Raw genomic sequence first — 21584 nt, forward strand, 5'->3', positions numbered from 1 at the left:
GCTTCGCGATGGCTGCCGACCCGCCAGGAACGGCCGGGCAGGGCCCCCGCCAACAGCCCGGGCACACCGCCCCTGCCTTGATTCTTGACCTCAGCCAGGTGGGCGGCAGCATGCTTCCGCTGGTGGGCGGCAAGGCGGCCAGCCTCGGCGAGCTGATACGGGCCGGATTGCCGGTGCCGGAAGGGTTCTGCCTGACCACGGCGGCCTACAGGGAGGCTACCCGGACAGTGCAGGACGGCGTGCTCGCAGAGCTCGGCAAATTCCAGGCAGCCCTGCGCACGGGAACGCCCGGCGGGAACACGGAACTGGCTGGGATGGCCGGCAGGGCACGGGAGTCCGTTCGCGCCGCCCCGGTTCCGCCGCGGATTGTTGCCGCAGTTGAGCAGGCCTACGCGGCGCTGGGCAAAGCGGCTCCGGTGGCGGTAAGGTCCTCCGCCACGGCAGAGGACCTTCCGTTCGCGAGCTTCGCCGGCCAGCAGGACACCTACCTGAATGTCATAGGCATCGGCGCTGTCCTTGAGGCCGTGCGGGACTGCTGGGCATCCCTCTGGACGGACCGGGCAGTGGCCTACCGGGCCGCGCTGGCGATCAAACCGCACGAAGTAGCCCTCGCCGTCGTGGTTCAGCGGATGGTTGACGCCCAGGCCGCCGGAGTGATGTTCACAGCCAATCCACTGACCGGCAGGCGCCGGGAAGCTGTCATCGATGCTGCCCCGGGGCTCGGGGAGGCGGTGGTTTCCGGAGCGGTCAATCCGGACCACTACGTGGTGGACACCGAAAAATCCAGGGTCCTCGAGCGCAAAATTGGGGACAAACGCGTCATGGCGCGGCCCCTGCCCGGCGGCGGAACCGAGGTACGGGACATGCCAGGCCAAGCAGACGCCGCCAGCCTTTCAGACGAACAGGCCATTGGGCTTGCAGCCCTGGGCTTGCAGGCTGAAAAGCACTTCGGTTCCCCGCAGGACACCGAATGGGCCATCGACACCGGCGGGGCACTCTGGCTGACGCAGTCGAGGCCCATCACCACGCTGTTCCCGGTGCCGGAACGCCAGTCCGGAGCCGAAGGGACGAGAGTGTACCTGTGCTTCAGCCTCGCCCAGGGCCTCACCCGCCCCCTCACTCCCATGGGCCTGGCATCACTGCGGCTCGCGGGCTCCTCCGTGGCCAAAGCCGCCGGGTTCGCAGTCCCGGACCCCCGGCGCGGTCCACCACCGTACGCGGAGGCAGCCCAGCGCCTCTACTTCGACCTCACAACGCCGGTCCGGAGCAGCGTGGGGCGGCGGCTCCTTCCACGGGTCTTCGACGTCATGGAAGCCAGATCCGCCATGGTGCTGCGACAGGTTTTTGCGGACCCCCGGTTTTCGGTGACCCGCAAGACCCCGCTCGGACTCCTGCGCCATGTCCTGCCGGCAGCGGTCCGGGCCCGCGTCCCCGAGACCGTGCTCCGGGGACTGTTCCGGCCCAAGGCGGCGCTGCGCCGGCTGGACCGCTTCACCCGGGAATTCGCCGAGGACCTCGAACTGGAGGCCGGGGCGGGACCCGTTCAGCGGCTCGACCATGCGGAGCGTCTCCTGGGCAGCCGGATCTTTGCTGTGGTTCCCGCCATCCTGCCCTTGCCCGCGCTGGGATTCGCCACGCTGTGGCTGGCCGGAAAGCTCCTCGGCGGCCGGGACCGCTGGAAGGACCTGGAGAAGGTGCTCCGGGGCCTGCCGCGGAACGTGACCACCGAGATGGACCTGGACCTGTGGCGGCTTGCATCAGCAGTCAGGGACGACCGCGGGTCACGAACGGCCTTGGCGGAAGGGCAGCCATCCAAACTGGCGGCGGAGTTCAAGGCCGGCAACCTCCCTGCCGTCCTGCACGCGGGCCTGGTACGATTCCTCGACCGCTACGGGCAGCGGGCCGTGGCCGAAATCGATGTGGGCATGCCCCGGTGGTCGGATGACCCCACGCACATCCTGGGTGTCCTTGCCAACTACCTTCGCCTCACTGATCCCGCCATGGCGCCGGACGTGCAGTTCAGCAGGGCGAACGCAGAGGCAGAGGCTGAAGTGGAGCGACTGGTTGCCGAGGCCCGGCTCCGCGGCAGGGTGCGTGCGCTGCTGGTTGCTGCCGCACTGCGCCGCACCAGGATCTTCGCCGGGCTGCGGGAACTGCCCAAGTACCAGCTGGTCCTGGGCCTCGCCGAAGTACGCAGGCAGGTGGCCCACGTGGGAGCTGCGCTGGCATCCACCGGCCAGTTGGAGCACCCGGAGGACATCTTCTTCCTCGACTTCGAGGAAGCCCGGCATGCCCTGGACAGCGGGGACGCGAATGCCACCAGCCAGCCGGGAAAGCTGCGCGAACTCGTCCTGGAACGGCGCGCCGCCTACGCCAGCGAACTTGGCCGGCGGCGGATCCCAAGAATCCTGCTTTCAGACGGAACCGAACCCGAACTGCTCCATGCTGCGGCCGCCGGAATGGCCGCCGGGGCCGGGAACGGCACGCTGTCCGGCAGCCCCGCATCAGCGGGCTCGGTTACCGGTCCCGCCCGGGTAATCCTGGACCCGGTGGGGGCGCGCCTTGAACCCGGGGAGATCCTGGTGGCGCCGTCCACCGATCCCGGATGGACCCCCTTGTTCCTGACTGCCGGCGGCCTGGTGATGGAAATGGGCGGGCCCAACTCGCACGGTGCCGTGGTGGCCCGGGAGTACGGCATTCCCGCCGTGGTGGGGGTTCCGGAGGCCACCTCGCGGCTTGCCACCGGGCAAAGAATAACGGTCGACGGCGGAGCTGGAACCGTTGTGCCCGACTAGCCCCCTGCGGGCCGGGCCGGGCAGGTGTAGGGAGCGTTCCCGAGGCGTACCCTTGGAATATGGGCTCCAACGACGGAGGCAGCGGGACAATGAGCGGCCCGGATGTGCTACCGGGACGCGGCGAAATCGCGGGACGCGGGATGAACCGGTCCGTTCTCCGGTGGGTACCTGCAGCGGCCGTTCCCGCAGTGATCGCAGCTGGGGTGCTGGTGGGGTCCATCCCGGCACGGGCCGGCGATCCCCTTCCTGAGAAGACCCCGGCCGAAGTGGTCGCGCTGCTCGCTTCCCACACCGCGCACACCTTTTCAGGCACCGTGGAACAGTCCTCGGACCTGGGGCTGCCGGAGTTGCCGGCAACCGGTCCTACATCCGGTCCGGCCTCGTCCGGCGGGGCAGCGTCGGCGATCGAGCTCCTTACCGGCAGCCACACTGCGCGGATCTTCGTGGACGGCAAGGACAAAGCACGCATCCAGGTAATGGACCGGCTCGCGGAACGGGACATCATCCGACGCGGCGGTGACGTCTGGTTCTACTCGTCCAGGGACAACACTGCAGCGCACCTGGCACTGCCGGCCCACGCCAGCGACCTGCCGCTGACGGACCCCGGGCATCAGCTTCCTGGCGATCCCCCAACTGATCACGTCCCGGACGGGATGCCCGTCCCGAGAACACCCCAGGAACTGGCAGGGAAGTTCCTTGCCGCGGCGGACAGCTCGACGGCCGTGACGATCGGCCCTGGCCTCAACGTCGCAGGCCGCCCCGCATACAACCTCGTCCTTGAGCCCCGAACGGAGGGAACACTTGTTGGCAAGGTGGCCATCGCCGTCGACGGGGAGAACGGCATGCCGCTCTCCGTGAAGGTCACCGCGCGCGGCGCGGAGGCGCCGGCGTTCAGCGCCGGATTCACCAGCCAGTCCCTGGAAGCCCCTGACGACTCCCTCTTCAGCTTCGTCCCGCCGCCCGGCAGCACGGTAAAGGAACTGCAGCCCCAACATCCCACGCGCTGGCCGCTCAGCTCCGGGTTGCCCGGCAACCCCGGAATGCGCATCACCCCGGACCAGCTCGCCGCCGATGTCCAAGGCAAGGCCCGGCCCTACCTGACAGGGTCAGGCTGGGAGACCGTCGTGGAACTTCCGGCAGGAACCGAAGCCGGAACAGCCCTTAACCAGGCGCTGGCGCAGAATCCGGCGCTGGCCCAGGCCGCCGTCGTTGTTCCTGGCGGGCGGGTGCTCTCCACTGCACTGTTCACCGTCCTGTTCACCGACGACGGCCGCATCTATGCGGGCATGGTCCCGGCGGGCACGCTGCAAGCCGCCTCCTCGGCCCCGTGACGGGCGCAGCAGGGCTTCGCGGACCCTGGGCGTACGGCCTGACCATCGAAACACGGGGACTGACAAAGCATTTCGGCCGGCAGGTGGCCGTGGACAGCCTGGACCTTGCCGTGCCGCCCGGCGCCGTCTTTGGCTTCCTGGGGCCCAATGGCTCCGGAAAGACAACCACCATCCGGATGCTGCTGGGCCTCGCGGCTGCTTCCGCCGGGACGGTCAGGCTGCTCGGAAAGGAGATGCCGGGCAGCTTCCAGGATGTCCTGCCGCGCGTGGGGGCGCTCGTTGAGGGGCCGGCCTTCTACCCGTTCCTGTCCGGAACGGCGAACCTGCACCGGCTCGATGCCGCGGGCAGGCACGCCGATCCCGCAACGCGAAAGGCAAGGGTGGGCACGGCGCTGGAACGGGTAGGGCTCAGCCACGCCGCCGGCAAGCGTGTCCATGCCTATTCGCTGGGCATGAAACAACGGCTGGGGATCGCCAACGCCCTGCTGTCGCCCCGCGAACTGCTGGTGCTGGATGAGCCCACCAACGGCCTGGACCCTCAGGGCACGCGGGAAGTGCGGAACCTGGTACGGTCCCTGGCAGCAGACGGAACCACCGTTTTCGTCTCCAGCCACCTGCTGGCCGAGGTGGAACAAATCTGCACCCACGCCGCCGTCATGAGTGCGGGCAGGCTCGTTGCCCAGGGTCCCCTTTCGGACCTGCGCCGGTCCGGCAGTTCGCGCATCCGCCTAGTGACCCCGGATCCGGGCCAGGCGTCCACTGTCCTGGCCCGGCTGGGGCTGGCGCCGGAGGAAGGACCGGGCCGTCCGGACGGGCAGGTGCTGACCGCCGACCTTGCCCGCCACGGCCCCGGGGCGGGACACCCTTCCCCGGAGGAGCTGGTGGCCGAGCTGGTGCAGGCGGGCGTCCGGGTCCGCGGCTTTGCGGTGGAACGGGAGAGCCTCGAGGAGCGGTTTGTCGCCTTGACGGGGGAGGGGTTCGATGTTGCCCAGTAGCGTTCCGGAGCAGGACCTGGAAACATCCGCCGGCAGGGCAGCGGCGCCCCCGCGCGGAGCCGGCTGGTCCCTTTTGGGCTCGGAAATGGCGGTATTGTTCCGGCGCCGGCGAACCTGGGCCCTGCTGCTGGCACTGGCCGCTATCCCGGTCCTGATTGCGGTGGCCGTCCGGGTCTCCTCTGCCGTTCCTCCCGGGCGGGGGCCGGCCTTCCTGGACCGCATTACGCAGAACGGGCTGTTCGTGGCGTTCACCGCCATGCTGGTGTCCGTCCCGCTATTCCTGCCGCTCACGGTGGGGGTGGTGGCGGGGGACACCATCGCGGGCGAGGCAAACCTGGGAACGCTCAGGTACCTGCTGGTTGCGCCGACGGGCCGTGTCCGGCTGCTCCTGGTGAAGTACGCAGGAGCGCTGGCCTTTTGCGTGGCTGCGCCGGTCACGGTGGCCCTTGCAGGGGCCGCCATCGGGGCCGCGCTTTTCCCCGTGGGGCCGGTCACCCTGCTGTCAGGGGACGTCATCCAGCCTCCGGAGGCCGCGCTCCGCGTCCTCCTGATCGCCGCATACCTGGCCGTCTCCTTGGCCGGGCTGTCCGCGATTGGGCTGTTCCTGTCCACCCTCACCGTGGTTCCGGTGGGTGCCATGGCCGCCACGGTAGTGCTCTCCGTGGTGTCCCAGGTCCTCGATCAACTGCCACAGCTCGAATGGCTGCACCCGTGGTTGTTCAGCCACTACTGGCTGGGCTTCGGGGACCTGCTCCGCCAGCCCGTCCTGTGGGATTCGTTCGCCAGCAACGCCCTGCTGCAGGCGGGATACGTGGCCGTGTTCGGCGCGCTCGCCTACGGCCGGTTTGTCACTAAGGACGTCCTGAGCTGAACTGCGCGCCTACTAGGCGGCCGGCTTAGTAGCCGTCCGCCTAGTAGCGTGCGGCGTAAGGGTAGAGCTGCATCCCGGCCATGGCGCTGAGCCGGGTCACCCCGATGCCCTCCTGCGGGTTCAGCGCGTGGACCACCTGCCCGTTCCCCAGGTAAATGGCTACATGGTAGAAGTTCGACGGCGAGCCCCACACCAGCAGGTCCCCGCGCCGTGCCTGGGAGAGGGGTACGTGCGTGGAGGCGGAGGCGTACTGCTGTGCGGCCGTGCGCGGAAGGTTCTTTCCGGCGGCCGCGAACGCCGCCTGCACCAGGCCCGAGCAGTCAAAACCGTAGGGGCCGGTTCCGCCCCATTGGTAGTAGTAGGGCGCGCCTACCTTCCCCAGGGCCGCAGAGATGGCTGCCTCATAGGTTCCTCCGCCCAAGGGCGGGGCGGGCGCCGGAGCGGGGACTGGTGCCGGTGCCGGGGCGGGCGCCGGAGCGGGGGCGGGCGCCGGAGCGGGCGCCGGTGCTGGAACCGGTCCGGGACGCGCAGCGAGGCGGGGCGGGCGCAGGGGCTGGGGCAGCTGCGGGCGGGGGAGCCGCGGGAGCGGGGACTGCCGGCGCCGCCGGTGTTGCAGCGGCGGGCCGGTCGCCCGCCGTGGTCCGCTGCTCCCGGGCTGCCGCAGCTGCCGCCGGTTTATCGGCCGCAACCGCCAGCGCCGCCAGCCGGGCCTCTTCCCGTTGCCGGTCCAGGGCGTCCACCCGGGCCGATTCCAGTGCCACGGTGGTGTTCCGCAGCTGGGCCAGCTGGTCCACCAGGACGGTGCGCTGTGCCTTGGCGTCCGCTACGGCCTTGGCGGAGGCTGCGTTGGCTTCGTCCGCCTGGGACTTCCGGATTTCGGCAGTTCGTGCTGCCTCATCCGCGGCCTTGGTGGCCTCCCCGGCTGCCGCGGTGAGGGAACGTGTTGCCTCAGCGGCGGCGTCTGCAGCCTCAAAGGCCCGGCTCCGGCCGGCCGAGAGCGCCTGGAGGGTGGCTGCCTGCTGAAGGGTTTCGCCGCCGCCACTGGCAAACGTGCCCAGCGTGGGGTTCAGGCCGCCGTTACGGTAGAGGTCGCCGGCCAGCTGCCCCACCTGCCGGCGGGTCTTGTCCTGCCGCTCGTGCGCCGTCGCAGCCCTGGCTGAGGCCGCGGCCGCTGTGGAGCTGCGCTGCTGCAGCTCCACCAGGGCTTCGCTGTAGGCGTTGTTGGCCTGCATGGCCGCGGCAAACGCGGCCTGCCGGGACTCTGCCGCGGAGCCAAGGATCTGTTCGATCGCGGCCACCTGGTCCGCGGCAGCGGCCTCGCTGGATTTGGCGGCGGCGATGTCCTCTGCCGAGGGGACTTCCGGCGAGGCCGGCACGGAAAAGGAGGGCCGTTGCGGCGCGGACAGGGCGGCTGCGGGCGCTGCGGCAGTCCCCATCATCACGACGGCGGCACACACCACAGCGGACTTGCCAAGGGAAGTGCGCAGTGACTTGCGCAAGGAATTGTCTGAAACCATCTGCGGGAACCTCGAAGCGGTAGGGCTGGAGGTCCTGGTGGAGGCACAACAGTGCCCCTCTGATGCCCGCCAGCAGTCCGAGGTTACGTGACCTCTTGCACTTTGGCAACAAGAGCCACATCAATAACATAAAACACAACAGTGTCATTTGGCTGGACCAGCGGAACGGCGTGTCGCCCTGGCTGTACAGGACAGTCCGGCGCGGCCTGGCTAGGCGTGCTGATGGGCCTCGTGTTCGGAATGGCTGGCTGGTTCCAGCTGGAAGGTGCAGTGGTCCGTGTCGAAGTGCGAGCCCAGGCAGGTGATCAGCTTGTCCAGCAGCTGGTCCGCGCCGCGGGCGTTGAGCACCCCGTCCTCCACCACCACATGCGCGGAAAAGACCGGAACACCGGATGTGATGGTCCAGATGTGGATGTCGTGCACGTCCGTGACGCCCTCGACCGACAGGATGTGCTCGCGGATCATTTGTACTTCCACCCCCTTGGGGCTGGCCTCCAGCAGAACATCCACCACGTCGCGGAGCAGCGACCAGGCCCGCGGCAGGATCAGCAGGGCGATCACCACGGACGCGATGGTGTCCGCGGCCTGGAAGCCGGTCACCATGATCACCACGGCGGCAGCTATGACGGCGAAGGAACCCAGCAGGTCACCCAGCACTTCCAGGTAGGCGCCGCGCACGTTGAGGCTCTCCTGGTGGGCGCCGCGCAGGATCAGGAGCGACACCACGTTCGCTGCCGCGCCAAGGACGGCGGCGAACAGCATGATGTTGGTCTGCACTTCCGGCGCCGCACCGATCCGGCGCACCGCTTCGGTGAAGATGACCACGGAGATCACCACCAGGATCAATGCGTTGGCCAGCGCGGCAAGCACCTCTGCGCGCTGGTAGCCATAGGTTCTCTGGTCGCTGGCAGGCCGTCCCGCTATCCACGCGGCCAGCAGGGCAATGGTCACCCCCGCGGCGTCGGAGAGCATATGGCCTGCATCTGCCAGCAGGGACAACGATCCGGAAAGGACGGCGCCCACCACCTGGACCAGGACCACGGTAAGCGTGATCACCAGGACGGCCACCAGCCGTTTCCGGTGCCGGCCGGTCGCGGTGATTCCGTGGGTATGGCTGTGGTCGTGTCCCATGCCTACAAGGCTAGCCCCAGCCGAGCTCGTGCAGCCTGTGGTCATCTATCCCGAAGTGGTGGGCGATTTCGTGCACCACTGTCACCGCAACTTCGTGGATGACGTCCTCACGTGAGGAGCAGATTTCCAGGATGGGTTCGCGGTAGATGGTGATCCTGTCCGGCAGCGAGCCGGCGTCCCACCAGGAATCACGTTCAGTCAGGGGCACGCCCTCGTAAAGCCCCAGCAGGACCGTATCCGGGTCCTCTCCGGGTTTTGGCACGTAGTCGTCCTCGATGAAGACCGCCACGTTGTCCATGGCACCGGCCAGTTTTTCCGGGATGCTGTCCAGGGCGTCCTGGACGGCGGCCTCGAACTCGTCCTCGGGCATGGTGAAGCGAAGGGGCTCGCTGGGGCCTTCAGGAACGGTCGGCAGTCCCGGCGGCAGGCTGGCTGGCATACCTGGATTCTAGCGGGAAGCGGACGGCCCGGCCCCGCGCGCAGCCTTGCTCCTGCGCCGGGTCAGCCCCACGCCAACCAGGCACACCAGTCCGCCAGCCAGGCCCAAGGCGCCGGGAATTTCACCGAGCAGCAGCCAGGAGATCAGGATGGTGGTTCCGGGCACCAGGTACGTGGTGGCGGCCAGCTTCCCCGCATCCACCAGTGAGAGCGCGTAGGCCCAGGTGGTGAAGGCGATCGCTGTTGGAAAGACGCCAAGGTAGGCGAGGCCCCAGGTTGCCTGCGGCGGCGCGGCCTGGACCTCGGCCATGAGCTGGCCGGCAAAGGGCAGGCAGCACGCCGCGCCCACAAGTATCCCGAACCACGTGGCCTGCGCGGCGGGAAACTTCCGCAGCACCGGCTTCTGGATGATGACGCTGACTGCGGCGAGCACGGCGGCAAGGAGGCATAGCAGCACCCCTGCCACGTCCGCCGTCGTGCGTTCCCCTGGCGTGGAAGCCTGGCCGGACCCGAAGGCGATCAACGCCACCCCGGCGAAGGCAACCAGGCTCCCGATGATCAGCCACCGCGGAAAGCCCTCCTTGAGGAAGACGCCGGCCATGATGGCCACAAGGATGGGGTTGACATTGATCAGCAAGGCACTGGTGCCGGCGTCAAGCACGTGCTCTGCGGCGTTCAGCGCCACGTTGTACCCGCCGAACCACATCACTCCGTAGGCGAGGATGGGCCACCATTCCCGTCCCCGCGGCAGCAGCCTGCTCTTCAGCAGTTGGGGGAGGACCAGCAGGGCCAGGACGACGGCGGCAATCGCCAACCGGCCGAGCGTCAGGGGGCCGGGGGAAAAGTGCGGGCCTATCGCCCGGATACCCACAAAGGCCGATGCCCAAAGGACCACGGTCACCACCATGGCGGCCACTCCGAGCGCCTTCACCCGGGTGGCGGCTGCTTGGGGAGGTGCGGAGGCGGTCCGGCTGGCGGGGCTGGTTGAAGGCATGAAGCAAATCTAGCTGCGGGCCGGCGGCGCTGGCTGGCGGAAATCAGCCATGTCTGGTCAAGTTCCTGCCAAAAGGCGTGCCTCCGTGCAGCCGCGGGAACAGGCTCCTCGGCTAGGATGCGGTTTATGGTCTCAAGCCCGGCTGCACCCCGCGATTCTGCACGCCTTACAAGGAAAGTCATCTGGATCATCCTCGCGCTGGTCGTGGCGGGTTGTGTTGCCTGGTACGCGGTGCTGACGCTGGGGAAGTCACCGGATCCTGCCTCCCAGTCAGGTGGCGCCGAGCAGCTTGTCCGGACAGACAGCCACCGGTTGACCAGCCCGGCGGTGGAGAAGGCGCAGCTGGTGGAGTTCCTTGACTTCGAATGCCCGTCCTGTGGCTCCATTCATCCGGTGGTGGAGGAATTCAAGGCGGAGTTCGGCGACAGGATCACGTTCGTCCACCGGCACTTCCCCTTGTCGGCCCACCCGAACTCGGGGCAGGCGGCCCTGGCTGCCGAGGCCGCGGGCCAGCAGGGGCAGTACCAGCAGATGGCGGACAGGCTGTTCGAAACCCAGTCCCAGTGGGCCGGGAACCAGGCATCCCAGGCCCCGCTGTTCCGCACCTTTGCCGAGCAGTTGGGGCTGGACCTTTCCCGCTTCGATGCCGCCGTCGCCGATCCCAGGACGGAGGAGCGCATCCTTGCCGACGTTGCGGACGGCAAGGCGCTGGGCGTGACTGGAACGCCCACCTTTTTCCTGGACGGCGAAAAGCTCACGCTCACTAGCAAGGCCGATTTCCGGCAGAAGCTCGCGGACGCCGCCAAGTAGGACCGGGTTTCAGCCGGGGCTACCGGGCGTCCGCCCATTCCAGCAGGCGTTCCACCGGCCAGGTGGTGATGATGCGGTCAGCGGGGACCCCGTTCCGTTCGGCACGCTCCGCCCCGTACTGCAGGAAATCCAGCTGGCCCGGTGCATGGGCGTCGCTGTCGATCGAGAACAAGCAGCCGGCATCGAGCGCCAGCTGGATCAGCGCGTCCGGCGGATCCTGCCGTTCCGGGCGGGAGTTGATCTCCACTGCCACGTTGTGTTCGGCGCAGGCGGCGAACACCTCCTTGGCATCGAAATCCGACGGCGGGCGCGTACCCCGGGATCCCTCCACGAGGCGTCCGGTGCAGTGGCCAAGGACATTTGTGTGCGCGTCCTGGATGCCGCCGAGCATCCGCCGGGTCATGGTCCTGCCGTCCGAGCGGAGCTTTGAATGGACACTGGCCACCACAATGTCCAGGCGGTCCAGCAGTTCCGGTTCCTGGTCCAGGTCCCCGGACTCCAGGATGTCCACCTCGATGCCGGCCAGCAGCCGCACAGGGTTGGCAGCCCGGGCAGCTTCGATCGCGGGGTGGGTGCCGTCGTTGATCGCGTCCACCACATCCAGTTGCTGCAGGAGGCGTTCCGCCGAGAGCCCGTTCGCGATGGTGAGGTTGGGGGAGTGGTCCGTCAGTGCAAGGTATTCCCTGCCCAGCACCCCGGCGGCCGCCACCATCAGCTCGATGGGGGAGCCGCCGTCGGACCATTCACTGTGGCTGTGCAGGTCGCCCCTCAGGACCTCCCGGATGGTAGCCCCGCCGGAAGCCAGCGGCTGGACGCCCTTCTCGCGGAGGTCGGCGAGGTAATCCGGGACCTCTCCCTCCACTGCCTGCCGGATCACCTGGTACGTCCGGTCGCCGATGCCCTTCATTGACTTCAGCCGGCCGTTCCGTGCACGGGCAGCCAATTCCTCCGGCGGCAGCGGGCTGATGGCAGCCGCCGCCTTGCGGAACGCCTGGACCTTGAAGGTGGCAGCGCGTCCGCGCTCCAGCCAGAAGGCGATCTCATTGAGCGCTGCTACGGCATCCATCCGTCCATCTTGACCCGTCCAGCCTGCCCTGTGGCGGTGTTTTGGCCGATTTTGGATAATTCCTGCCTAGGCCCTATAGTTTTAGAGTCCAGTTCGGAGAAACGCAAAGGACAAAGACGGAAAGCATCGCTTGACGCCTTTTATTTTGTTCCGAACGGGTTCTGGCCCCCATCGTCTAGCGGCCTAGGACACCGCCCTTTCACGGCGGCGGCACGGGTTCGAATCCCGTTGGGGGTACGCAAGGAACTGGTCAGGCAGGCAGAAAATGTCTGGTAGGCTGGAAGCCTTGAAAAAAGCGGTAGAGATACCGCGAAAGCAAGAAACGCAAGGCCCTGTAGCGCAGTTGGTTAGCGCGCCGCCCTGTCACGGCGGAGGTCGCGGGTTCAAGTCCCGTCAGGGTCGCTCTGATTGTTGGAAGCAATTCCGGCTCTCATGGTGACTAGTCACCTAGGCTCTGTAGCTCAGTTGGTAGAGCGTTCGACTGAAAATCGAAAGGTCACCGGATCGACGCCGGTCGGAGCCACCACTGGGAAGCATCAGTTCTTCGGAACTGGTGCTTTTCTGCTTAACGGCTGCCCCTTTACGCTTGCCCCGCTGTTCCAGCCTTGACCTGACGTGCCCCGCCTGTCCGCGGACCTCCCCGCGGCTCCTGCCTTCTGCCGTAACCCTCGGCCAAGGGATAGGGTTGGGAGCAACAGAAGGGGGAGTGCCTGATGGAATACCAGAACCCACAACCCGAGGCGGCCATCCAGGCCCGCGCCGTGCCGGTCCCGGCTTCCGCGCTGGGCCGCACCGTGATCTCCGAAACAGCAGTGGCCAAGGTGGCGGGGATCGCCGCCCGCGCTGTCCCCGGGGTCTATTCCCTGGGGTCCGGACCATCACGCGCACTGGGCGCCATCCGGGACGCCGTCGGCAGTTCGGACCATGCTGCCGGAGTGCATGCGGAAGTCGGCGAAACCCAGGTGGCCGTGGACATCAGCCTGGTGGCAAGCTACGGGACCCCCCTCCACTCCCTCGCAGACCAGGTCCGGGCCGCCGTCTACCGTGCGGTGGAGGAACTGGTGGGACTCCAGGTCATCGAGGTCAACGTGGAGGTCACTGACGTCTACGTGCCGCCTCCCGTAAAGGCAACAACGCCCGGCCCCACCGAAAGGGAGGCACTGCTGTGAACCTCACCGTAGCCGGTATGGCCATGGGCGCGTTCGTCGCCTTTATGTCCCTGCAGTTCGGCCTGTGGGGCTTCCTTATATCCCTGCTCTTCATGGCGGTCGGGGCGTTGCTGGGCCGTGCCGCGGAGGGCAAACTGGACCTGCGCGGCGTGCTGGATGCCATCATCGGCCGGCGCTCATCCTCATGAGTTCGCCTGCGCCGGCCGTGCGGGCGCAGGTGCTCAACGGCCATAACCGGATCAGTACGCAGGCGCTGACGAGCCTCGCGAAGGCGGCCGCCGCCCAGGCACTGGGCGTCGACGCCCAGGACGTCAGGGCGGACTGGACTGACGACGACGGCCTGCTGGCACTGTCCCTCGTCGCGCCGATCAGCGCACCGCCACTGCGGGCGGCAGCCCTCGACCCCAACCGGCTGGAGGCTTTCGGAGGCTCCATCTGGGACCGCGGCGTCAGCGCCAAAGCCCACATCCTTACTACCGTGGCAGAGCTAAGCGGAGCACAGCTGAGCCGGGTGGATATCAGGATCAGCGGCGTCAGGATCAGCCATGCGGGGAGGGTCCAGTGAGCCGCACCCGGCGGCAGGGCAGCAGCGCGGAAGCTTCGAGCCCGCAGGCCCGCGTCCGCAGGGCGGATGGGCCTGACATGGACCGCATTTTGCGGCGGGAAACCCATTCATCACGGGCAGTAATGTCGACTGTCGCCGCCGTCGTCGTCATGGTGCTTGCCGCGTACGGCCTCCTGGAAGCGGCCGTGCACGCCATCGGCGAACCTCCGTGGCTCATCGATCCCCAAGCGGCGGCACAGCGCATCGTGGCCCTGCCCGCAGGGATTTCCCCGCTGCTGCTGGGCGCGATCGGTGCCGTGCTGGCGATGGTTGGCCTGCTTTTCTTCCTCAACGGTGTACTGCCCGGACGGCGCGCCCGGCACCTTCTTACGCCCGGCGGACGCGGCGGGGCCGGGCCGGCTGTGGTGGTGGATGATGAGGTCATCGCATCCTCGCTTGCCAGGCGTGCCCGGCTGGCCGCCAACGTCACGCCCGAACAGGTGATGGTGGTGGTCTCCCAGCGGCAGGTGGTGGTGAATGTCCGGCCAACGTCCGGCGTGCCCGTCCGGGAGGAAAACGTGCTCGCCGCTGTCCAGGACGAGCTCAACGAGATGGGGCTCGAGCCCGCACCCGGGGTCCGCATCAACGTGGCGCCCTCCGGGGTGATCGGGGCATGAACAGCACGCCGCGCCTCCTCAACCGGGTCCTGCTCGCTGTCCTGGGCCTCAAGCTGCTGGCAATAGGAGTGCTGTTGATGCTGCTGGCAGCGGTGCCGGCGGTCAGGCCGTGGTGGCATTCCTGGTCCGCGGGCCTTTGGGACGCAGCCAACAGCGCCTTCAACGCCACCCGGTTCCCTGGCCGTTCGGAGAGCTGGCTATGGATTGTGGTGGCCTTGGCCCTGTTGCTGCTGATCGGCCTCATGGTCGCCTGGATCGCGCAGCAGGGCAAGGGCCGCTCCAACCTGCTGGCAGCCGAGTACGATCCCGGCGACGTTCCCGGGGACGTCCGGATCAGCGGGGGAGTGGCGGAGCAAGCCCTAAAGCAGGCCCTCGCCGGCCGGCCGGACCTGGCCGGTGCCACTGTGGTCACCTATGACGTCAAGGGGTCCCCGGCCTTGAAGGTGCGGCTCCTGCCCCGGCAGGGCGTGGCGCCGCACCTGCTCGCCGCCGAGGTGGCCGAGCTGCTCGATTCCCTTGACGCTGTAGTGGGCAGGAAGATTCCTGTACTCATCCACATCGGCGCCGGGGCGCGGACGCGCTTCGGCAGGGCCGAGCGCGTCCGCTGAACGCCTAGTTCCGGGTGAGGTAGACGGCGCAGTCCACGGGCACCTCATGCATTTCTCCCCATTCCGAGGCAGGCGCCGTGCCGCTGGACAGCTGCACGGAATAGCCCTCAGGGATAGGCGCGGAGGCAAAGCCCATGTTGGACAGGACCAGCACATCTCCGTTGTGGAATCCCAGCAGCCCGCTTTCCGGTGCGTGGACCTCGGCCCATTCAAGGGAACCCTTGCCCAGGCTCCGGGCGGACCGGAACGCCAATGCAGCCCGGTAGAGTTCCAGGGTGGACCCCTCCTCGATTTCCTGCTGGTCGACAGCAAGCGGACCGAAGCTTTCGGGCTGCGGAAGCCAGGGCGGAGCCGCTTCGCCCTGGAAGGATCCTGAGAAGCCATAGCCGGGTTGTTCCGCCGCCCAGGGCAGCGGGACCCGGCAACCGTCCCGGCCGGTTTCTGCCCCCTGCGTCCGGAAAAAGGTAGGGTCCTGACGGGCTTCTGCCGGAAGCGTGGTGTGCTCAGGGAGCCCCAGTTCCTCGCCCTGGTACAGGTAGGCGGAACCCGGCAGCGCCAGCTCCACCATGGTGGCGGCCCGGGCCCGGGCCAGTCCCAGGGCGGCGTCCGGCTGCTCATCGTCCGCCGCGATGCCCTTGGGAAAGGTGGTGGGATCCTTGAGGCCGAAGCGGGTGGAATGGCGGACGGTGTCATGGTTGCTCAGCACCCAGGTACACGGTGCCCCCACGGCTGCGGCGGCCTTCAGGGACGCGTCGATTGCCTCGGACATCCGTTCCGCATCCCACCCGGCCATCAGGAAGTCGAAGTTGAAAGCCTGCTGCATTTCGTCCGGCCGGACGTAAAGGGCCAGCCGCTCCGCTGGTTCCACCCAGGCTTCGGCCACCATCATCCGGTCGCCGCCGTACTCCGACAGGACGCGGTGCCAGTCACGGTAGATCGCATGCACGCCGTCCTGGTCGAAAAAGGGCGACGGCGGATAAACGGGGGAGACGGCGCGGTGCGGTTCCTCCGCATCGGTGTGTGCGCCGGGCGCGTCACCGGGAAGGGACGGTTCCCTGTGCACCTCCCCTTTGCCCTCAACCGAGGTGCCTTCAACCATTGCCGCCACCCCGTCCCAGTCGGGCAGGCCGGCCTCCTTGACCATGCCGTGGGCAACGTCCACCCGGAAACCATCCGCTCCGCGGGCCAGCCAGAAGCGGAGTACGGAGCGCATCTCCTCCTGTACTTCCTGGTTGTCCCAGTTCAGGTCCGGTTGCTTCGTGTCGAACAGGTGGAGGTACCACTCGCCGGGGGAGCCGTCCGCTTCCGTGATCCGGGTCCAGGCCGGTCCTCCGAAAATCGATTTCCAGTTGTTTGGTGCCCGGTTGCCGTCGCCGGATCCGGGTACCCCATCCTTCCCGGGGCGGAAGATGTAGCGGTCGCGTTCAGGGGACCCCGGCGGCGCCGCAAGGGCCTCCCGGAACCATGCGTGTTCGTCAGAAGTGTGGTTGGGGACCAGGTCAACAATGACCTTCATGCCACGGCGGTGAGCTTCCTGCAACATCGCATCGAAGTCAGCCAGGGACCCGAACAGGGGGTCAACCTGGCGGTAATCGGCCACGTCATAGCCACCGTCGGCCTGGGGCGACTTGTAGAACGGGGAGAGCCAGATGGCATCCACGCCCAGCCGTTCCAGATAGGGCAAGCGGTCCATGACCCCGGGCAGGTCGCCCATGCCGTCGCCGTTGCCGTCTGCGAAGGACCGGGGATAGATCTGGTAGACGACGGCGTCAGTCCACCATTCACGGGAAGCGTCGGAGGCAGGAACGGCCGGGTTGGACATTTGGTTCCTCTCAGATAACTTTTTGATGTAAACGCTTGCATAACCACGAGCAACCTTACTAGTGTGATGGTCACCACATCAACCTCACCTAGATAACGCACTGCCGACTTACTTGTCACTCAGCGAGGAGCCTCAAGCATGAAAACCCCTAGATTCCTACTTCCGGCTGCGACCGCCGGCGTCCTGGCCCTTTCCCTGACCGCATGCGGTGGCGGGGGCGGCGGCGGGACCACTGGTGGTGGCGGCGGCGGCGATGCCGAAAAAAACCTGGACAGCCGGGGCCCCATTACGTACGTCCAAGGCAAAGACAACAGCAACGTGGTGCGTCCGCTGATCGACAAGTGGAATGCAGCCCACCCGGACGAGAAGGTCACGTTCAAGGAGCAGACCGACCAGGCGGACCAGCAGCATGACGACCTGGTGCAGAACTTCCAGGCCAAGAACGCCGATTACGACGTAGCGAGCGTTGACGTCGTATGGACCGCCGAGTTCGCAGCCAAGGGATGGCTGCAGCCCCTCAAGGACAAGATGGCCGTAGAAACCAAGGGGATGCTTGAACCCACGGTAGAAGCCGGTTCGTACAAGGGCACTCTTTACGCAGCCCCGGTGTCCTCCGATGGCGGCATTCTCTACTACCGCAAGGACCTCGTGCCGGAAGCACCCAAAACATGGGACGAGATGATGGGGATGTGCTCCATCGCAAAGCAGAACAACATGGGCTGCTACTCAGGACAGTTCAAGCAGTATGAAGGCCTTACGGTCAACGCCTCCGAGGCCATCAACTCGGCCGGCGGATCCGTCCTTAATGACCAAGGCAAGCCGAACCTGAACACCCCTGAGGCAGAAAAAGGCCTGAACAACCTGGTTGAAGCCTTCAAGAACGGGAACATCCCGGCCGAGGCCATCACCTACCAGGAAGAGGAAAGCCGCCGGGCCTTCCAGGAAGGCAAGCTGCTCTTCCTCCGCAACTGGCCCTACGTCTACAACCTGGCCACCACTGAGGGTTCCTCCAAGGTGAAGGACGTGCTGGGCATGGCTGCCCTGCCGGGCAAGGACGGCCCCGGTGCCTCCTCCCTCGGCGGCCACAGCGCGGCCATCAGCGTCTACTCGGACCACAAGGCCACTTCCCTGGACTTCGTGAAGTTCCTGATCGAGGAAGAGCAGCAGAAGTTCTTCGCCACGCAGGGCTCGCTGGCTCCGGTCTTCAGCGCACTCTATGAAGACCAGGAACTGGTTGCCAAGCTGCCGTACCTGCCGGTGCTGAAGACCTCCATCGAGAACGCTGTTCCGCGTCCGGTAACCCCGTTCTACCCGGCTGTCACGCAGGCGATCCAGGAAAACGCCTACGCTGCACTGAAGGGTGAGAAGCCTGCCAAGGACGCGCTGTCTGACATGCAGAAGTCCATCGAGTCCGCTGGCGCAGGATCGTAGTTTAGCTATGGCAACCGAATTGGGCCCGACGCCGGTAAAGCCGGCGTCGGGCGCCCCCGATGTACACCACGGTCCCAAGGGCGTAGGCGAAGACAACGCGATCCTCAGCCAAGGCAAATGGGCCTCCTGGCTGTTGGCTCCCACCATCATTGCCCTGGGCATCGTCATTGTTTACCCCATCATCAGCGCAATTGTGATGTCCTTCCAGAAGGACGCGGGCCTGGACCCGGTCACCGGCCTGTTCACGGCCGGGGGCCCGGCAGGTATCCAAAACTACGTCAACTGGCTGGGGCAGCAGTGTGCCGCCCCGGGCGGTGGTACCGTCGCTTGCCCGCCGGGCACCCTAGGCGGCCAGTTCTGGACCGCCACCGGGACCACCTTCCTCTTCACGGTCATCACCGTGGCCTTTGAGACAGTGCTTGGCTTCTGGATGGCCATGATCATGGCGCGGACGTTCAAGGGCCGCGGCCTGGTCCGCGCAGCCGTCCTCGTTCCGTGGGCCATCCCCACCGCCGTCACGGCCCAGCTGTGGCTCTTCATGTTCGACTTCAACGGCATCATCAACAAGCTGTTCAACGTTTCCATTCTGTGGACCGGCAGCGAATGGCCGGCGAAGTGGGCAGTCATCATCGCAGACACCTGGAAAACCACGCCCTTCATGGCGCTGCTGATCCTGGCCGGCCTGCAGATGATTCCGGCGGAGGTTTATGAGGCTGCAAAGGTCGATGGAGCGAGCGCCTGGCAGCGCTTCCGCCTTATCACGCTTCCGCTGGTAAAGCCCGCGCTGATGGTGGCCATCCTGTTCCGTACCCTGGACGCCCTGCGTATGTTCGACCTTCCCTACATCCTGACCGGCGGTGCCAACAACACCACAACGCTGTCCATCCTGGTGATCAACCAGATCAGGCAAGGGTTCAACTCGGCAGCTGCCTTGTCCACCATTACGTTCATCATCATTTTCCTGGTCGCATTCATCTTCGTCCGGTTCCTTGGGGCGAACGTCGTGGAACAAAGCGGAGCCACCGGTAAGGGGAAGAAATGACAACCACCACTGCCTCCACGGCATTGCGGGCGCAGCAGGACAAAGGCCGCAAGGCTGCCCAGACCCGGGAAAAATGGGCGAGCGCCCGTACTTACATCAGCGCCGCCGTGATCCTGATCTGGTGCCTTGCACCGGCTTACTGGATGGTGGTGACGGCGTTCCGCGAGGTCGGCTTCACCTACGACACAACGCCTTGGCCGACGCACGTGACCATGGACAACTTCATCACGGCTTTCGATACTTCCTTTGGCAACAAGTTCGGCCAGGCGCTCATCAACAGCATCTTCATTGGCGTGACCGTCACGGTGATTTCCCTGGTGATCGGCGTCTTCGCCGCCTATGCACTGGCACGCCTGAACTTCCGGTTCAAGTACCTGGTACTGGGATTCATCCTGGGTGCGTCCATGTTCCCGGGCGTTGCCCTGATTACCCCGTTGTTCCAGCTGTTCACCAACATCGGCTGGATGGGCACCTACCAGGCCCTGATCATCCCGAATATCTCCTTCGTCCTGCCGCTTACCGTCTACACCCTGACCTCCTTCTTCCGCGAGATGCCGTGGGAGCTTGAGGAATCAGCCCGTGTTGACGGCTGCACGCAGGGCCAGGCGTTCCGGAAAGTGATCATGCCGCTGGCGGCCCCGGCCATCTTCACCACGGCGATCCTGGCCTTCATCTCCTCCTGGAATGAATTCCTTATCGCCAGCCAGTTGTCGAATGAGGCAACGAAGCCTGTCACGGTTGCCATCGCCAGCTTCGCCGGCGCGCAGCCCAACCAGATCCCCTACACCGCCATCATGGCCGCGGGCACCATTGTCACCATTCCTCTGGTGATCCTGGTGCTTGTCTTCCAGCGCAAGATCGTTGCCGGCCTGACGGCTGGTGCGGTCAAGTGACACGCGACGCTTCCCGCTCCCGGACTCCGGGGGCGGGGGGCAGCCGCCGGCTCCTGAGGTCCGGCGAGGATTTCGACATCATCATCGGGTTCCTCGGCTTCTGGGCACTGGTCCTTCTTGTGGTCACCGTATGGATGGAGGTGACTGCGCAGCCCGCCCTCGGCTGGGCACTGGGCCTGCTGGCAACGCTTTTGGCGCTGTACGGAATGGTGCGGCTGCGGCGGCGCCTGCCGGGCCGGAGGTAGCACGGCTGGATCCGCTGCCGGAGTCTATCCGGCGCGGTAACACTGCGATGCACGACTGTGTTCAAAATACGATTGGCACGGTGGTATCGCTTCAAGCAGGGCTGACACCTGCAGGGAGTACATGAGGGGACGCCGTGGCACGCACAACTGAAAGGTCTCAACGGGGAGGCCACAGCGGTGTCAGCATCGAGGATGTGGCAGCAGCAGCAGGAGTGTCCACTGCCACCGTCTCCCGGGCAGTCCGGGGGTTGCCCCGGGTATCGCCGGCCACCCGGCAGAAGATCCTGGAGGTCGCCGGAAACCTGGGCTACGTTGCCTCCTCCTCTGCGTCCGGCCTGGCCACCGGACGCACCAGGACCATCGGGGTGCTTGCCCCGTTCGTGAGCCGCTGGTTCTTTTCCAAGGCCATCGAGGGTGCAGACCGCGAGCTGCACGCCCGCAACTACAATCTTTCGCTCTTCAACCTTGGCGGACACGGGAGCAACAGGGAGCGGCTTTTCAGCAAGACCATGGTCTATAAGCAGATCGACGCCCTGCTGGTGTTGTGTATGGCGCTGACCCACGAAGAGCTGGACCATCTGCAGAAGATCGACATTCCGCTGGTGGTAGTGGGCGGCCATGTCGAGGAGTGCGCCTATATCGGCATTGACGACTATGCCGCGGCATCTGCTGCCGTCCGCCACCTGATCGACTTGGGCCACCGGGATATTGCCCTGCTGCACGGAGACGACGAGACAGACCTGAACTTTGATGTTCCCCGGGTTCGTATCCTTGCGTTCAAGGACGTCATGACGGCGGCCGGCCTCCGTACCCGCCCCGAATGGGATGAATGGGGTGACTTCACGGTCCGCAGCGGCCAGGAAGCCCTGCGCCGTCTTTGGTCCAAGCCGGGGAAAAAGCCGACTGCCATCTTCTGCGCCTCGGACGAGATGGCCATGGGCGTCATTTTTGAAGCCGCCCGCATTGGCGTACGGGTTCCGGAGGAACTTTCCGTGGTGGGCATCGATAACCACGATTTCGCCGACGCCATGGGGCTGACCACCGTCGGCCAGCGGCCCGACGAGCAGGCAGAGCTGGCCACCAAGATGCTGTTGGACGAACTGGACGGGCAGATCGGCTCCGTACGGTCCGCCGTGGCGTCCCATGAACTGATTGTCCGAAGGACCACGGCGCCGCCCCAGTCCTGAACGCCTGGCCTAAGCGGG

General features: G+C 66.6%; 20 protein-coding genes, 3 tRNA genes and 1 pseudogene. 18 read left to right on the plus strand and 6 right to left on the minus strand.

All coding sequences use genetic code 11. The annotated features are described in order from the left end of the window. The first annotated feature begins 8 nt into the window (after positions 1-8). Genes C3B78_RS02305 through C3B78_RS02320 form a run of 4 tightly spaced genes read left to right on the plus strand, consistent with a single transcriptional unit; the run spans position 9 to position 5992 of the window. Positions 9-2795 carry a PEP/pyruvate-binding domain-containing protein gene (locus C3B78_RS02305; protein WP_104996637.1) on the plus strand — a complete coding sequence of 929 codons (2787 nt, stop codon included), beginning with the start codon at positions 9-11 and terminating at the stop codon, positions 2793-2795. Between the two features lie 59 nt (positions 2796-2854). Further along, positions 2855-4126, plus strand: a complete 1272-nt coding sequence (locus C3B78_RS02310; RefSeq protein WP_324778418.1) for a LolA family protein — start codon at positions 2855-2857, stop codon at positions 4124-4126. Then, complete coding sequence (locus tag C3B78_RS02315; RefSeq protein ID WP_104996638.1) at positions 4123-5121, plus strand: ABC transporter ATP-binding protein; 999 nt, start codon at positions 4123-4125, stop codon at positions 5119-5121. Before C3B78_RS02310 ends, C3B78_RS02315 begins: the two co-directional genes overlap by 4 nt. Further along, a complete protein-coding gene (locus C3B78_RS02320) occupies positions 5108-5992 on the plus strand; it encodes an ABC transporter permease (RefSeq protein WP_104996639.1) in 885 nt (294 codons plus the stop codon). Before C3B78_RS02315 ends, C3B78_RS02320 begins: the two co-directional genes overlap by 14 nt. A gap of 40 nt (positions 5993-6032) precedes the next feature. Here C3B78_RS02320 and C3B78_RS02325 read toward each other — a convergent pair. The 4 genes and pseudogenes from C3B78_RS02325 to C3B78_RS02340 all read right to left on the minus strand — a co-directional run bounded on the left by C3B78_RS02325 (position 6033) and on the right by C3B78_RS02340 (position 10072). Continuing rightward, a pseudogene (locus C3B78_RS02325) lies at positions 6033-7431 on the minus strand (C40 family peptidase). Positions 7432-7719: 288 nt separating this feature from the next. Next, positions 7720-8640 (minus strand): cation diffusion facilitator family transporter, encoded by a 921-nt coding sequence (locus C3B78_RS02330; protein ID WP_104996640.1) that lies wholly within the window; start codon positions 8638-8640, stop codon positions 7720-7722. Positions 8641-8650: 10 nt separating this feature from the next. Further along, entirely contained in the window at positions 8651-9079 is a 429-nt protein-coding gene (locus C3B78_RS02335; RefSeq protein WP_104996641.1) for a metallopeptidase family protein, read from the minus strand. A 9-nt stretch (positions 9080-9088) separates the two neighbouring features. Then, entirely contained in the window at positions 9089-10072 is a 984-nt protein-coding gene (locus C3B78_RS02340) for a DMT family transporter (RefSeq protein ID WP_267895220.1), read from the minus strand. 126 nt (positions 10073-10198) lie between these two features. Between C3B78_RS02340 and C3B78_RS02345 the strand changes: the two genes are divergently transcribed. Then, positions 10199-10882, plus strand: coding sequence for a DsbA family protein (locus tag C3B78_RS02345; RefSeq protein WP_104996642.1), 684 nt, complete (start codon positions 10199-10201; stop codon positions 10880-10882). A gap of 19 nt (positions 10883-10901) precedes the next feature. Here the strand turns inward: C3B78_RS02345 and C3B78_RS02350 are convergent, their stop codons facing one another. Next, a complete protein-coding gene (locus C3B78_RS02350; RefSeq protein ID WP_104996643.1) occupies positions 10902-11948 on the minus strand; it encodes a PHP domain-containing protein in 1047 nt (348 codons plus the stop codon). Between the two features lie 164 nt (positions 11949-12112). Here C3B78_RS02350 and C3B78_RS02355 point away from each other — a divergent pair. The 8 genes from C3B78_RS02355 (at position 12113) to C3B78_RS02390 (ending at position 14946) form a co-directional block, all read left to right on the plus strand. After that, positions 12113-12185, plus strand: a tRNA-Glu gene (locus C3B78_RS02355). A gap of 91 nt (positions 12186-12276) precedes the next feature. Then, positions 12277-12350: transfer RNA gene (locus C3B78_RS02360), tRNA-Asp, on the plus strand. Between the two features lie 48 nt (positions 12351-12398). Beyond that, positions 12399-12474, plus strand: a tRNA-Phe gene (locus C3B78_RS02365). 187 nt (positions 12475-12661) lie between these two features. After that, entirely contained in the window at positions 12662-13117 is a 456-nt protein-coding gene (locus tag C3B78_RS02370) for an Asp23/Gls24 family envelope stress response protein (RefSeq protein WP_104996644.1), read from the plus strand. Beyond that, positions 13114-13305 (plus strand): hypothetical protein, encoded by a 192-nt coding sequence (locus tag C3B78_RS02375; protein ID WP_104996645.1) that lies wholly within the window; start codon positions 13114-13116, stop codon positions 13303-13305. The genes C3B78_RS02370 and C3B78_RS02375 overlap by 4 nt, the downstream gene beginning before the upstream one ends. Then, complete coding sequence (locus tag C3B78_RS02380) at positions 13302-13682, plus strand: hypothetical protein (RefSeq protein WP_104996646.1); 381 nt, start codon at positions 13302-13304, stop codon at positions 13680-13682. The genes C3B78_RS02375 and C3B78_RS02380 overlap by 4 nt, the downstream gene beginning before the upstream one ends. After that, positions 13679-14338, plus strand: coding sequence for a hypothetical protein (locus C3B78_RS02385; protein ID WP_104996647.1), 660 nt, complete (start codon positions 13679-13681; stop codon positions 14336-14338). The genes C3B78_RS02380 and C3B78_RS02385 overlap by 4 nt, the downstream gene beginning before the upstream one ends. Next, positions 14335-14946 carry a hypothetical protein gene (locus C3B78_RS02390; protein WP_104996648.1) on the plus strand — a complete coding sequence of 204 codons (612 nt, stop codon included), beginning with the start codon at positions 14335-14337 and terminating at the stop codon, positions 14944-14946. Before C3B78_RS02385 ends, C3B78_RS02390 begins: the two co-directional genes overlap by 4 nt. Positions 14947-14950: 4 nt before the next feature. Here the strand turns inward: C3B78_RS02390 and C3B78_RS02395 are convergent, their stop codons facing one another. After that, positions 14951-16768 carry a glycoside hydrolase family 13 protein gene (locus C3B78_RS02395; protein ID WP_104996649.1) on the minus strand — a complete coding sequence of 606 codons (1818 nt, stop codon included), beginning with the start codon at positions 16766-16768 and terminating at the stop codon, positions 14951-14953. Between the two features lie 138 nt (positions 16769-16906). Between C3B78_RS02395 and C3B78_RS02400 the strand changes: the two genes are divergently transcribed. The 5 genes from C3B78_RS02400 to C3B78_RS02420 all read left to right on the plus strand — a co-directional run bounded on the left by C3B78_RS02400 (position 16907) and on the right by C3B78_RS02420 (position 21566). After that, positions 16907-18199, plus strand: a complete 1293-nt coding sequence (locus C3B78_RS02400) for an ABC transporter substrate-binding protein (protein ID WP_104996650.1) — start codon at positions 16907-16909, stop codon at positions 18197-18199. Positions 18200-18206: 7 nt separating this feature from the next. Further along, positions 18207-19241, plus strand: a complete 1035-nt coding sequence (locus C3B78_RS02405; RefSeq protein ID WP_104996651.1) for a carbohydrate ABC transporter permease — start codon at positions 18207-18209, stop codon at positions 19239-19241. Further along, complete coding sequence (locus C3B78_RS02410; protein ID WP_104996652.1) at positions 19238-20134, plus strand: carbohydrate ABC transporter permease; 897 nt, start codon at positions 19238-19240, stop codon at positions 20132-20134. The genes C3B78_RS02405 and C3B78_RS02410 overlap by 4 nt, the downstream gene beginning before the upstream one ends. Further along, positions 20131-20379 (plus strand): hypothetical protein, encoded by a 249-nt coding sequence (locus tag C3B78_RS02415; protein ID WP_104996653.1) that lies wholly within the window; start codon positions 20131-20133, stop codon positions 20377-20379. The genes C3B78_RS02410 and C3B78_RS02415 overlap by 4 nt, the downstream gene beginning before the upstream one ends. Before the next feature lie 134 nt (positions 20380-20513). Further along, positions 20514-21566, plus strand: a complete 1053-nt coding sequence (locus tag C3B78_RS02420; protein WP_104996654.1) for a LacI family DNA-binding transcriptional regulator — start codon at positions 20514-20516, stop codon at positions 21564-21566. Positions 21567-21584: the final 18 nt, after the last annotated feature.

Source organism: Arthrobacter sp. PGP41 (assembly GCF_002953935.1).
Lineage (GTDB): Bacteria > Actinomycetota > Actinomycetes > Actinomycetales > Micrococcaceae > Arthrobacter.